11 protein-coding genes are annotated in these 12,455 nt (G+C 63.4%); 4 read left to right on the top strand and 7 right to left on the bottom strand.

Features of this window, described 5'->3' with window-relative positions; translation table 11 throughout:
* Nucleotides 1-901 precede the first annotated feature (901 nt).
* From IHE47_RS01165 to IHE47_RS01155, 3 genes are all read right to left on the bottom strand, one after another.
* Nucleotides 902-1,597: an AIM24 family protein gene (locus tag IHE47_RS01165; protein WP_192103355.1), complete on the bottom strand. Its 696-nt coding sequence runs from the start codon at nucleotides 1,595-1,597 to the stop codon at nucleotides 902-904.
* A 77-nt stretch (nucleotides 1,598-1,674) separates the two neighbouring features.
* Nucleotides 1,675-2,520 carry a restriction endonuclease gene (locus IHE47_RS01160; protein ID WP_192103353.1) on the bottom strand — a complete coding sequence of 282 codons (846 nt, stop codon included), beginning with the start codon at nucleotides 2,518-2,520 and terminating at the stop codon, nucleotides 1,675-1,677.
* Between the two features lie 53 nt (nucleotides 2,521-2,573).
* On the bottom strand, nucleotides 2,574-3,527 hold the full coding sequence (locus IHE47_RS01155) for an HNH endonuclease (protein WP_192103351.1): 954 nt from the start codon (nucleotides 3,525-3,527) through the stop codon (nucleotides 2,574-2,576).
* Between the two features lie 160 nt (nucleotides 3,528-3,687).
* On the opposite strand from IHE47_RS01155, the gene IHE47_RS01150 reads away from it, so the two are divergent.
* Nucleotides 3,688-3,969: a type II toxin-antitoxin system RelE/ParE family toxin gene (locus IHE47_RS01150; protein WP_192103349.1), complete on the top strand. Its 282-nt coding sequence runs from the start codon at nucleotides 3,688-3,690 to the stop codon at nucleotides 3,967-3,969.
* A gap of 16 nt (nucleotides 3,970-3,985) precedes the next feature.
* A complete protein-coding gene (locus tag IHE47_RS01145; protein ID WP_192103347.1) occupies nucleotides 3,986-4,276 on the top strand; it encodes a HigA family addiction module antitoxin in 291 nt (96 codons plus the stop codon).
* 106 nt (nucleotides 4,277-4,382) lie between these two features.
* On the opposite strand, the gene IHE47_RS01140 is transcribed toward IHE47_RS01145, so the two are convergent.
* The gene (locus tag IHE47_RS01140; protein WP_192103344.1) at nucleotides 4,383-5,768 is read right to left on the bottom strand and encodes a M20/M25/M40 family metallo-hydrolase; all 1,386 of its coding nucleotides are present in this window, start codon (nucleotides 5,766-5,768) and stop codon (nucleotides 4,383-4,385) included.
* A gap of 466 nt (nucleotides 5,769-6,234) precedes the next feature.
* Here IHE47_RS01140 and IHE47_RS01135 point away from each other — a divergent pair, with 466 nt between their 5' ends.
* On the top strand, nucleotides 6,235-8,220 hold the full coding sequence (locus tag IHE47_RS01135; RefSeq protein ID WP_192103342.1) for an alpha/beta fold hydrolase: 1,986 nt from the start codon (nucleotides 6,235-6,237) through the stop codon (nucleotides 8,218-8,220).
* A 157-nt stretch (nucleotides 8,221-8,377) separates the two neighbouring features.
* Here the strand turns inward: IHE47_RS01135 and IHE47_RS01130 are convergent, their stop codons facing one another.
* Nucleotides 8,378-9,223 (bottom strand): hypothetical protein, encoded by an 846-nt coding sequence (locus IHE47_RS01130; RefSeq protein ID WP_192103340.1) that lies wholly within the window; start codon nucleotides 9,221-9,223, stop codon nucleotides 8,378-8,380.
* A 319-nt stretch (nucleotides 9,224-9,542) separates the two neighbouring features.
* On the bottom strand, nucleotides 9,543-10,187 hold the full coding sequence (locus tag IHE47_RS01125; protein ID WP_192103339.1) for a glutathione S-transferase family protein: 645 nt from the start codon (nucleotides 10,185-10,187) through the stop codon (nucleotides 9,543-9,545).
* A 244-nt stretch (nucleotides 10,188-10,431) separates the two neighbouring features.
* Here IHE47_RS01125 and IHE47_RS01120 point away from each other — a divergent pair, with 244 nt between their 5' ends.
* Nucleotides 10,432-11,457, top strand: a complete 1,026-nt coding sequence (locus IHE47_RS01120; protein ID WP_192103337.1) for a VOC family protein — start codon at nucleotides 10,432-10,434, stop codon at nucleotides 11,455-11,457.
* 312 nt (nucleotides 11,458-11,769) lie between these two features.
* Here the strand turns inward: IHE47_RS01120 and IHE47_RS01115 are convergent, their stop codons facing one another.
* On the bottom strand, nucleotides 11,770-12,384 hold the full coding sequence (locus IHE47_RS01115; RefSeq protein ID WP_192103335.1) for a hypothetical protein: 615 nt from the start codon (nucleotides 12,382-12,384) through the stop codon (nucleotides 11,770-11,772).
* Nucleotides 12,385-12,455: the final 71 nt, after the last annotated feature.

Here is a 12,455-nt window from a genome sequence, read left to right as displayed (position 1 = left end):
CGCGCTCGTCCACGGACACATACGAAAACATGCCAAGTTGCTGGATATCGGCTCCGCGCACAGCCACGACCTGATGATTGATGGGAACTATGATTGTCGCTGCTTCGGGGCGTTTCTCAACAGCCTGTTAAAAGATCTTAATTGCCTCCGTCCCTTGTGATGGGTGACTTTCTGGTGAGTTGGGTGTGCAAGCCACACCTCGACTTCGGTCTGGACATTAGATAATTTCAACGCGAGGGAATTATGTCATTGCAACGCATCGGTGCTACGGGGGCGCTAATACTATTGGTTGGTTGTGCGCCGGTGAAGCATGATCCTGTGGTGGTTCCCGTAACCATTGTTAGTCGAGCACAGGCGCACTACCCGATCCTGGCGATTCGGGAGGCTCATGAGGGGACAGTCGTTGTCCTTGTTCTGGTTGGTGCGAATGGACAGAACATGGACATGCGGATAGACAAGAGCAGCGGATATCGTGAACTTGATAGAGCCGCCCTTGCTTGTGTGCACGAGTGGGTGTTCAGGCCAGAGACGGTCGACGGCGTGCCAACCCAATCTTACGCACGAATCCCGGTTAGGTTCGATTTCGGCGCGCAAAGGAAGCAAATTCAATTGAATGCGGCCAATCGTCCAATACTTCAGTACTTCCCGAACTCCACCACGCTGTCCTCACCTCCACCCCCATCTCAACATTAAGGTGGGGAAGGATTAAGGGAAGGGCCTCTGGCAGATCAGAAACGGGCGCATAGTGCACTTTCTAACCGAATAAAAGGGGGTGTGGCTAATAAAGTAGGGTGCGGCTGGCTTGAAAGCTGCTACTACGCATCGCCGAGTAAAGCGAGTCCGCCGCAAATCATGCTCAGGCAATGGCGACGGACGCGTGCCACGCCCGTCGCAATGGACCTCACCCTCCGGTCGCGTAATGCATGTACATTGACTGGATGCCGACTCGGCCGGGACCAGTAAACCGATTGAGGATCAGGTTCATGCCGCCTAACAAGCCGCTGGTCAGGCGATCGACGCGCGTTTCCATCCTCACTGAGGCGTCCTTGTACAGCCAACCACCTGGCTCGATGTCGATCGACTCGCCTGGTTTCAGTACTTTCTCGAATACGTTGCCGTAGCCATGCAACCACAGGACGCCATCGCCGGCGTGGCTGTGGAATTTGTCGATGAAGAAACCGGTGCCGCCGAACATCATGTTGGCCACGCCCTTCACCCGCTCGAAGCTGTAGTCGATGCTGCTGGTGGCGGCCAGGAACTGGTGTTCACGCACATGCAACTCGCGGCCCTTTTCCATATGCATCGCCAGAATGTGGCCAGCGCCGTCGCGGCTGAACGCGATCATGCCGTCGCCACTGGTTTCGGTCACAAATACCTGCATACCGGCCACCATGCGTTTCAGCGCACCAGGCATGGGCTTCAGGCCAATGTTCACCGTGGGGTGCTTCCACAGCAGGATGTGATGTTCGAAGTAGACCGATGCATACAACACATCGACGGTGAGCACGGGCACCAGCTCGCCACCGAGGTGATAGGTGACGCCACCGAACGTTTCGGATTCGGCGCTGCTTGGCATCAATCTGGGTAACTCTGCCATGGTATTTCCTTATGGGCTGGTGAGTGAGCCTTGCTGCAACTTGGCCAGCATATAGCCAAGAGCGAGATCAGGTTTGCTTACCTGGATGGAAAGATGCCGACGTCAGTGTGCGTTCCGTCAAGCTGCCGCGTACCGCGACAACTTGGGTAGGTCGTGCAGCCCCAGAACTGGTCGTTTGTTCGTCTGTTGATACGTTGCACCATCGCCTTGCCGCACTTCGGACAGCAGGGGGATGCTTCGGCTGGCGTGGGTACTGGCGCCTGGAGCGCGGGTTCCGTGGTTGCTGTCTGGACGCCACGAACCAGATCGAGCAGCGCCGCACCGGTAATCAGTTCTATCGGTTTGCCTTCGGCGAAGCGTTGCGCGTCCGGGGTGTAGGTGCCTACTGCGACAATCTTCACCGCCGAAGCCTGATGGTGGGCGAGCAACCCGAACATCTCGCGGACAACTTTCACATCGACGCGTTGGCTTTTCCAGCGCTTGCACTGCACTAGAGTCAGCTTGCCCTCTCTGCGCAGCAGCAGGTCGACGCCGCCGTCCGCACCGCCGAGCCCGGTTTCCTGCACGGTGTACCTCTGGCGCCGGAACGCCTCGCCCACCAGCAGCTCGAATTGGCGCCAGCTCAGCGCGCGAATGCTGTCCAGACTCGTCTGGGTCTCCAGCAAGCGACGGCGCCGTTGGGCGCCGATGTAGGAGGCGAGCGCCGCCAGCCAACAGATGACGAGCACGATCCAGGCGAACGGTGTGTAAGCACCGTTGGAAAGCTGCCTCCCCATGTTGGCGAAAATCACGTTCTGGCTGGTGCTCATCATCCAGCCGATGCCGTATCGCACACCCACAAAGCCGATGACGCCCAGCACTAGGGGGACGGGCCAGGGCATCGCTGCCAGTAGTTCGAAGCCGCCATTCTTGCGCTTTGCCATGCTCCTCTCCTTCCGTTGGAATGCACCAACCAAACGAAACAGGCCGCCTCCGGCTAACTGATTCTAGCCTTCTGGGCGAATAGTTCGCGGTGGCGTGCAAGGTAGTGCGCTTGCTCAGGACGAAAGCGCTCGACCTGTTTATTTGGATCAATGGCCCAGCGGTCGAGGACATCGCGCGCAAGGGCACGGTGTACGCGCATCTGTCCATCGTCCTCGAAGGTGATCCATTGTTCGTCGAACAAGGCATCCACGTGTGGCGATAGCAATATGCCGTTATGGCCGCTCAGGCGCTCGCTGTTGGACGCTTCCCGCCACGGCTTGATGTGGCTGGCGATCAATAGATGCGTGTCGGTGACGCCAGTAACCCGGCAGGCACCCTCCAGCAGAATCACTTGCTTCCGGAAGAAGCCCTGGCCGATACGTGCCTTGGCGAGCTGCAGGCGTTGGGTTTCCGGCACGGAGGTGTCGTCCTGGACTTGGCGAATGTCGTCCAGCACGGTCGCGTTGGGCTCGCGCTCAACCACATAAGTGGCAGGCACGTCTGATTCACGAACTCCGGGCGTGTCGAGCATTGCCATCAAGACGTGGCCGAGCGCGTCGGAGATCGCCGCCAGATAGCAACCTTGGTTGCCGTTGCCATTTTTCTGCAGCGGGGAATGGCGCTCGGGCAGCATCGGCCCGATCGATTCGATCGCTTGCTTCGGGCTTAGTGGCCGCCGTGCCGGAACAAAGTCCACTTCAACCAGCCAACCCTCATTCGACCAGTAGGAACCAACGTCCCCGAACTCGATTGGCTTGGGACTCGGTGACGCAGCCTCGATCACTCGCCCGACGGCACCGATCCGCCCGTGTGCGTACGAAAAGATGATGTCGCCCGGCCGGACGAGCTTCATGTTCTCGTAGGTCTGGTTGAAGGCGCCGTTCGTGTTTCTGTACGGCGACCACAGGTACCCGCCACGAACTTCGTGGTCGCGGGTTTGCTTGTGGTTAACCCACCAAAAGGCCATTGGATTTCCCCTTGGCCCAGGTTAACCAAAACCCGGACCGGAGTGCACTCCCCTGACAGCGTGTGGCTGGCCCAGGAAAAGGAGTTAGGGGCTTGTAGTGTTCTCGACGCCCAGTCCATGACGATTTGCGTTATATGACGGATAGCGTTATGGTTTGCCCGTGATCAGAAACTTTGCCGACAAGGAAGCGGAAAAGATCTGGGGCGGAACGCCTTCCCGGCGCCTGCCTGCCGATATCCAATCCGTGGCGCGCCGCAAGCTGCGCATGTTGGCAAACGCTTCGGTGCTGGACGATCTGCGCATTCCTCCGGCCAATCGGCTGGAAGCCCTGAAGGGCCAACGCAAAGGGCAGTACAGCATCCGCATCAACGATCAATGGCGCGTCTGTTTCCGATGGATCGACGGCGACGCCCAAGACGTGGAAATCGTCGACTACCACTGACGCCAACGAGTCGATCATGAAGAGCCTGCCCAACATCCATCCCGGCGAAGTGTTGCTTGAGGAGTTCCTGACGCCCATGGGCATCAGCCAGAACGCCTTGGCGCGCGCTGCCGGCGTGCCGCCGCGTCGCATCAACGAGATCGTGCTTGGCAAGCGCGGTGTCACGGCGGATACCGCCGTGCGTCTGGCCGCGGCCTTGGGGACCAGCGAGCGCTTCTGGCTGGGGCTTCAGGCGGACTACGATCTGGAAGAGGCTCACCGGACGCTCGGCAAGGCTGTCGACCGGATCGAGCGGATTGCGGCGTGAGTATTCAAGTCCCGGGCGCTGCAAACCGAAAATTCGGGGACAGGGCGCGCCTTGTCCGTCCCCTTTGGTTGCCCCTCGTCCATCGGAGGCCGAACGTTCGCCTGCCTCAGGGTTTCGCAGCGACCGGTGGCGAACGCCCGAAGCTGCCGGCGTCGCCGGGGAATACCACCGGGCTCTCGTAACCGTCGGCCGAGACCGACGACACGCCGAAGAACCAGTCGTCGATCACCACGTCCCTGAGCACGTAGTGGTCGACGTCGCCCACTGCCTGCGCGTGCTGCCATTGTGGCGCAGTGGTATCGCGCCAGTGCACGCGGTAGCCGGCGGCGCCCGGCACCTTGCGCCAGTCCAGCGTGGTGTCGGTGGCCAGCGCGCCGTGGATGTCCACGCCGCCGGGCGGCGCGGGCGCGCGGCTCAGCGCGGCCATGGTGATCGCGTTGAGCGCGGTGACGCGTGCGAGATAGCGGAAGTCGATGCCGTCGATGGTGTCGCCGTAGCGCACGCCCTGTTCGGTGCGCAGGTCCTGGTGCTGGCGGGTGTAGTCCTCGTGTGCCTCGGTGACGCGCACCGCGGGGTAGCCGGCCTCGAGGAACGGTACTTGGTCGCCGCCGCGGCCGTAGCGGTCGGTGCGGTAGACCATGTGCACGCGGAAGTCGGGCAGGTAGCGGTCGGCCAGCCCGGCCATGGTGCGGGCGAGGTTGCGCGAGGGCGAATCCACTTCGCCGCCGTGGTAACGGCGGTACGCCGCCTGCGCCGGCGTCTCGTTGGTTTTCGTACCCTCGGAGAACACCCGCACCACGGTGTTGTCGATCACGCCGTTCTGGCCGCGGCTGTTGCCCACGATGTCGTTGTTGAGCTCGGCCTCCACCTGCCAGCCCTGTGCCACCGCGTAGTCGGCGAGCACCTTGCCGCCGTACAGGCCCTGTTCCTCGCCGGACAGCGCGGCGAACACCAGGGTGGCGCGGTTGTCCTGCTTCGACAGCAGTCGTGCCGCCTCGATCAGGGCGGCCACGCCGGAGGCGTCGTCGTTGGCGCCGGGCGCATCGCTGCGGCTGTCCATCACGTCGCTGACGCGCGAATCCAGGTGCCCGGTGATCACGATCACGCGTTGCGGGTCGGTGCTGCCGCGCTTGATCGCCACCACGTCCATCACCTCGGTGGGTCGCGGGACGCGCTTGCCGGTGAAGGCCTGCGTCGGCGTGACCACGTCCAGGCAGTCGCCACAGTCGCGTGAGATCGCCTCGAAGCGCGCCTTCACCCAGCGCCGCGCGGCGCCGATGCCGCGGCTGTCGGACTGCGTGCCGGATAAGGTGTGGCGGGTGCCAAAGCCCACCAGTCGCGTGATCGTGGCGCGCAGCTCCGTTTCGCTCGGTGCGGTCGCCAGTGCGTGCAGCGCGGGCTGTTCGCGCGGCACCGGGGGCGATTCGGCGGCATGGATCGACGTGGTGGCGCACACGGCGAGCCAGCACCACACCGACGGGATTCGACGCATCAAGGCAGCTCCCTGGATGAAGGTTCGGGCCGGCGCGCTTCGCGGGCCCTGCGGCCGCCGCGGGTTGGTCGGCACGGGCGATCACGGTATCGCAATTTCATGCCTGTTGCCGGTTGGGCAATCGGCAGGAAAAGCGGCGGGGCTGGCCGATTGGATCGTGCGCGGGCAAAGAGAACGAAGTCCCCTTTGTCCGTCCCTTTGTCCGGGGTTTTCAGCAACCGCCGACTTCAGGTTCACTTCCCGCCCAGGGGCATGTGGTAGCCGATGCGCAGCCGGACGCTGGCGTAGCGTGAAAGCCAGAGGCGGAGTGCACTTTCCAACGCTCGAAAAGTGCACTCCGTCGCCCGGTTTCTCTGTACGATGCCGTCGACGGATACCGTCGAATCCGCAAGACGGCTCGACCACTGAACGCCCGCGCCACGCGGGCGTTCTTTCGCACTGTGGGTTGGCATCAGGGGGATGCACGATGTGGCGCTATTGGCTGGCGTGGTTGCTGGTTTCGGTGTCGTTCGCCTGTATCGCGGAAAGCGGTACGAAGACCATGGACTTGCTGCGGCGTCCTGAATACGAACGCGTGGCGATTTCCCCCGACGGGGCACTGCTGGCGATTGCCCATCGCGAAGACGACGGCACGATGGTCACGATCCTGCGGCGCTCGGATCTCCAGCCGGTCAAGCAGATCAGTCCGGGCAAGCAGGGGGAGATCGAGAAGCTGGCGTGGCTGGGATCCGACCGCCTGCTGATTGCGGCGAATCGCGACATCGGGCCTTATCACGCGCCCATCTTCGACTCCGTGCTTTATCTGGCGGACATCCACAAGAAGCATCCGCAGCTGTTGCCGGCGAATTTCTCCGGCACGGTGGACGGGGACGATCGCCACTTCCTGGTCCTGGAGTGCAAGGATTTCAGCAAGGACCACGAGTGCCGCTACAGCTTGTGGCTGCGTGACATCGACCATTTGCTGGACGAGGGGAAGGAGCTGGCCGTGGCTCCCCTGGGCGATGCCTCGCTCATGATCGATCACGCCGGTACGGTCCGCTTCGCCTGGGCCTGGAGCAATACGGCGCGTAGCCAGCTCTACGTGCGCAGCGACGGCGGGCAGTGGTCCGCGCTCAACGACAGCGACGCCTCGCATGTCGCGGTGGTGCCGATCGGCATTTCCCGCGACAACCGGACGGCCTTTCTGGAAAGCACGCGCGCGGACGGCCCGGATGTCATCGAGCGCTATGACTTTGCCAGCGGCAAGCGCACCGAACTGTTGAGCGACCCGGTATCGGATCCGCTGCGCATCATTTTTTCCATGGACGGCAAGGAACCCATCGGCGCCTGGTTCGGCCCTGGCCTGCCACAGGCGCGTTACTGGGATCCCGACAGCGAGGACGCCAAGTGGCACCGCGCGCTGGTGAAGGCTTTCCCTGGCACGGTGGTCAACGTGACGGGCCGCACCGCGGACGGTTCGACCCTCGTGGTCGCCACCTACAGCGACCGGGACGAGGGCACGTGGTATCTGCTGGACCGGACGACGCACAAGGTCACGCAGTTGTTCCAGGCCATGCCATGGCTGGACCCTGCGCATCTGGCTGCGATGGAGCCCTTCGAGTTCAAGGCCAGGGACGGGCTGCCCCTGCATGGATTCCTGACGCGCGCCCAGGGCACGAACGGTCCGGCGCCCATGGTGGTGATCGTCCATGGCGGCCCTTACTTCGTGGCGGACGAATGGAGTTTCGACGAGGAAACCCAACTGCTGGCGGCGCACGGCTACGGCGTGCTGCATGTGAATTTCCGCGGCTCTAGCGATTTCGGCCAGCGCTTCATGCAGCTTGGCTATCGCCAATGGGGCAAGGCCATGCAGGACGACGTGACGGATGCCACCCGCTGGGCCGTCGCCCAGGGCGTGGCCGATCCGAAAAGGATCTGCATCTATGGTGCGAGCTATGGCGGGTACGCCGCCCTCATGGGGGCCGCGCGCGAGCCCGGCCTGTATCGCTGCGCGGTCGGGATGTCCGGCCCATACGACCTGAGCAAGCTGTATCGCTGGGGCGATACCCATCGCAGCGACTACGGCATGTACTACCTGCAGACGGTGCTGGGCATGGACAAGGCGGCCCTGGTTGCCGATTCGCCGATCTCGCGCGCCGCCGCCATCACGGTGCCCGTCCTGCTGGCGCATGGCGAACTGGATGGGCGCGTACCGATCGCGTATGCCTTTGCCATGCGATCCGCCTTGAAGAAGTCGGGGCATCCGCCGGAGTTCGTGACCTACGACTGGGAAGGGCACGGCCTCAACGACCCGGCGGACGAACAGGATTTCTATACCCGCATGCTTTCGTTCCTGGCCAGCAACCTGGGACCGACGCAGGGGAATGCGGGCGACGAATCGTCAGGGGACGGAGACGCAAAAGTGGGCGGGGGAGTTGAGCCGGGAAGCGGGAAAGGGGGCGGCGGTAATTGAAAGCGCTTGATGACCCCGTCCCCCCTTTTGTCTCCGCAACGGCAGCAGCCCATCCACCGGCAAGCCAGCCGGGCCAGGGCTCCCTGTTGCCGCCAGGAGTGGCCCTGACCCGCTTTGATCCCGGCTGGCGGCGGGTGCTATTGCCTACTTTGGAGGCTTAAGGCTGCGCTGCCGAGCTTGCCGCAGCGGGCGGTGCGGCCGTGGTCGCGCCGGCGGGCTGCGCGCCTGCAGCGAATTGACCGACCTGCAGGGCGAACGACGCCTGTTGCCCGGACGGCAGCGCCGCGGGATCGGCGTACACCTCGATCGTGTAGGTCGTCGCCGCCACCGTCGCCGGCGCGGACCAGGTGTTCGAGCCGGCCGTGCTGCTGTCGATCAGCTGTTTCGAGGTCGGGTCCTGCACCTTGAAATGCACCTGGGGGTTCTTCGAGACGAGATTGACCGAGACCGTCATGCCCGCGGCAACGGCAACGGTGAAGTCGTGCGCTGCGGCGCCAGCGGCCAGGCTCCCGTCCTGTTCCGCCCAGGGTTTGCCGGGCTGGAACGTCACGGCGGTCGTCGGGGGACGCAGGTCTTCGGCGCCGTATGCCCCGATCTGCAACGCGTATTTCGCGGTCTCCTCGCGCTTTGCCGCGTCAGGGTCCAGGTAGACCTGGATCACATACGTGGTGGCCGCCGCGTTGGGCGTCGACCAGTTAGGGGTGCCTGTTTTATGGGAGTCGAGCACTTCCTGGCCGCGGCTCTGGTCGGTCACCTTGAAATACGCGTTCGCATTGTTGCTGATGAGCTTGACCTGCAAGGTCTTGCCTGCCGCGACCGCCACGGCGTAGTCGTGCGCGTTGTTGTCATGGTCGAGTTTGCCGATTTCCTGCGCCCAGACACTGTTGGCCGGGAAGGTCACCGTGTCGGGCGTGGCGGCCAAGGCGGGCAGCGCCATGCAGGCAGCGGCCAGGCCGAGGCTCGCGGCCATGGTGGTGCTGCGGAGAAAAGGGAAGCGTGACATGCGTGGAATCCTCGCATCGTTGGGTATGCGGTGGTCAAACCGGGAAAGGTGTTCCCGACAATTCTTGATGACAGCGGGGCCTGGGGCAAGACCGGCAGGGGGCGGAGGCCATCAGGCAGCCGCAATAGGGGCAGGTTCACGGGTTCCGTGCACCTTGCCTGCAGGTGCATGGTTCCTTCTTGCATGCGCCGTCCCCATTGACGGGCATCACAGGGGGAGTGGCGGTCCCGCCCATCGCAAGGGACGGCTCCCGGGCGGAGTCATGTCCACAGCCTGGGCTGCTACTCGAAACCGGGATGTCGGGACTGGAGGAACTGGGTCATGGGACAGGCGTCCTGGCAAACCAGGCCTTCCTCGACTGGCAGGTTTCCATGGCGCGCCGGTAGCCTGCGCGCGCGCTGGTGCGGGCGATATAGGATCGCTCCATTTCGCCGAGTGCAATGCCTGCACCGTGCTGCGCCAGTTCCAGCGCGTACGTCACCGAGATGTCGGCAGCCGTGAACGTCTCGCCGGCGAGGTAGGGCGTGCGTGCCAGCTGCCGCGTCACCAGGCCCAGCCGGCTCTGGAAAACGTCCAGCGCCTGGCCGGCGCTCCAGTTCTGCCGCTCGGACTCCGGCGCGAAATTGCGCGCGCCGACGACGAAGTAGACGGAGGCCGCGAGGCCGGCTTCGCCAAGGTGCAGGAACTGCTGGTAGGCGGGGAACGCCGGATCGTGCGGGGCGGGCGCCAGCGGCGTGGGCCCGTGGCGGGCCATCAGGTATTCCATGATCGCGATGGACTCGACCATGGTGACGTCACCGTCCCGGATCGCCGGGATGAAACCGGCGGGGTTGATGGCCAGGAACTCCGGGTCCTTTCCGACGCCGGCCAGCAGGTCCACCGGCCGCAACCGGTAGGCGAGCCCCATCTCTTCCAGCAGCCAGACGACCCGGAAGCCTCTTCCTTCGCCAAAGACGGTGATCATCGCCAGTCATCCTCCGGTGGTTCGGCCTTGTCGGCCCATGACAGGATGACGAACGGGGCTTGCGAAAATCGACGTCGATCGCCCGCTCGTCACCCCGACGCATGCCGGGGCCCAGCGACTCTGGTTCGAAAGCCGAAGCCGATCCGATCCCATCGGGCATGACATGAGGGCCATGACCTCCGAGGTCATGGCCTTCATGTCATGCCATCGGGAGAATCGCGGCTCCCCACCAAGAGGTTTCCCCATGCGACCGATGCTGCTCGTTCCGGCAATGCTCTTGTGCCTGGGCGCCGCGCAGGCCACCGCAGGCGCGGCCACGGCGCCACCCGCACGACTCGACCATATCCTGCTGTGGGGGCGCGGCATCGACCAGGTCACTTCGGTCATGGCAGTCAAGCTGGGATTCCAGGTGCGGCCCGGACGCGATCCCGGCGGGGTCGCCAACCGGTATGTGCGGTTCGCCGACAGCGGCTACGTCGAACTGCTGGGCATCACCCGGCCCGATCCGGCCTTCGATCCGGGCATGCAGGAAGACCAGCAGGCGCTCAAGGGCGGGCCGGGCTCGCGCACCTTCGGCATTCGTTCCTCCGCGCTCGATGCGATCCACCGCTCGCTCGCGGACCTCCATTACGCGGTCACGCCGTTCTTCACCGGGCCCGACGGCGCGAAGCCGGGCTGGCGCCTGTTCGCGTTCGACCGGGCGCCGCTGTCGAGCAACACCTTCTTCATCGACTACGCGGCCGACTACGCGCCGGACCAGTTTGATCCCGCCAATGCCGGCGATTACCGCGTGACGCGCGAGCATCCCAACGGCGCACGGGAGCTGTCGGCGGTATGGCTGGTGTCGGGCGACGCCGACGCCGACCGTCGCCAGCTCGCGAAGATGGGCTTCGGCAATGCGGTGCCGGTGCGCTTGCCCGAAGTCGGCGCGGTCGGTTTCTGCGTGCCGGTGGGGCCGACGGCGTTGCTGGCGTTGCAGCCGGAGGGCGGCGGCATCGCCGCCGAGACTTTGGCGAACGGCGGACCGCGCGTGCTGGGCGTGAGTTTCGGCGTGGTGGATCTCGGGCGCGCGCAACGCTGGGTCGAACGGGGCTACGAACGCACGCTGGCGACGTATCGCGGCTTGTCCGGTGAATCCTTCCTGGCCCCGACGCGGGACGACCTGGGCCTCTCGGTCGAATTCCACGCGGTCGTGCCGGGCAGGGCGCCGTGTGCCGGCGCGGCCGCCCTGGACGGGGCGGCCGGGAACGGCGTCGGCGGCAAGGCCTGACGATGGTTGCACGCGAGCGGCGCGGCGCGTGCATGGGCCGTGTCGATGGTCGATGTGTCGGCGCGGCCAGACGCCATCGCGCATGGTTCGATTTCCGCGTGGCGACCTTCCCGGCATTTCCCGCATGCGTTCAAGGTGTCGTCGACACCTCTTGCGCCCAGGTCCATGCGGAAGTGCGCAGACCGGCTTAGTTGAATCGGCTTAGTTGATCAGTAGAACCAATCGGCGATGATCAGCCCATTGGTACCCTGACCAGTGCTAGGCCACCGGCCGGAAGCGGACAGGAGCGGACATTCGTAATCGCGTCGCACGCTATTTATTGACCATTTCAAACAACGAAAAATTGTCGCTCGATGTTTTCACAAGTATTCGGTCGGCTTCCGACGCGACAGCAATTGGCCACCCCTTAAACACACCGACCACATCGCCGTTGGATAAGTCAATCACTTCATATGATGATGGATCGCTACCTTTCCCAAGAGTTGCAAATTTCCCACCAAAAAAAACGTGCAGTGTTATTATTTCTCCGGAAAAGCCAAGTTCATCGCTCTTTGTCTCTCCATTAATGCTCCACCTTTCATGTTCATCGCGAGTAAAGGCGCGCACGTAAGCGATATTTTGTGAACCCAAATAAGCTCCGGTGGCACCGTAAGCGACAAACAAATCGTAGGCATTAGAATAACTAACATCTAAACTCTCGCCAGTTTGCCATACCTCGTTCTCCAGAGGGACTCTGAAGAGCTTCTTCACCATGCCGCTGGAAAGGGACACGGAATGTAGCATCTGGTGGTCGCCGACAAAAACAAGTTCTGTTGCATCTTTTCCTCTAGGCAACAACACGCCGGGCTGCTCAGAAGGACCCAAGGCCACTAGCGCGCGTGATGTCGTTGTTGCCACGTAGTAATCGTTAAATTCGATGCTTTGCATGATGTAGGTCGCCCCACCATGCGAATGATCGATGATGTCGCAGTCAGCATGTATTGGCAGCGGCACGCTCG

It is taken from the genome of Rhodanobacter sp. DHB23 (assembly GCF_014842975.1).
In the GTDB taxonomy this organism is placed as follows: Bacteria; Pseudomonadota; Gammaproteobacteria; order Xanthomonadales; family Rhodanobacteraceae; genus Rhodanobacter_A.
The sequence above is the reverse complement of the archived record's forward strand: the minus strand, read 5'-3'. Positions and strand labels throughout refer to the sequence as shown.

Bases quoted from the DNA above. Each gene is read 5' to 3' on its own strand.
- IHE47_RS01165 (WP_192103355.1), bottom strand. From the start codon at position 1,597: ATGGCAGAGTTACCCAGATTGATGCCAAGCAGCGCCGAATCCGAAACG.
- IHE47_RS01160 (WP_192103353.1), bottom strand. From the start codon at position 2,520: ATGGCAAAGCGCAAGAATGGCGGCTTCGAACTACTGGCAGCGATGCCC.
- IHE47_RS01155 (WP_192103351.1), bottom strand. From the start codon at position 3,527: ATGGCCTTTTGGTGGGTTAACCACAAGCAAACCCGCGACCACGAAGTT.
- IHE47_RS01145 (WP_192103347.1), top strand. From the start codon at position 3,986: ATGAAGAGCCTGCCCAACATCCATCCCGGCGAAGTGTTGCTTGAGGAG.
- IHE47_RS01140 (WP_192103344.1), bottom strand. From the start codon at position 5,768: ATGCGTCGAATCCCGTCGGTGTGGTGCTGGCTCGCCGTGTGCGCCACC.
- IHE47_RS01135 (WP_192103342.1), top strand. From the start codon at position 6,235: ATGTGGCGCTATTGGCTGGCGTGGTTGCTGGTTTCGGTGTCGTTCGCC.
- IHE47_RS01130 (WP_192103340.1), bottom strand. From the start codon at position 9,223: ATGTCACGCTTCCCTTTTCTCCGCAGCACCACCATGGCCGCGAGCCTC.
- IHE47_RS01125 (WP_192103339.1), bottom strand. From the start codon at position 10,187: ATGATCACCGTCTTTGGCGAAGGAAGAGGCTTCCGGGTCGTCTGGCTG.
- IHE47_RS01120 (WP_192103337.1), top strand. From the start codon at position 10,432: ATGCGACCGATGCTGCTCGTTCCGGCAATGCTCTTGTGCCTGGGCGCC.
- IHE47_RS01115 (WP_192103335.1), bottom strand. From the start codon at position 12,384: ATGCAAAGCATCGAATTTAACGATTACTACGTGGCAACAACGACATCA.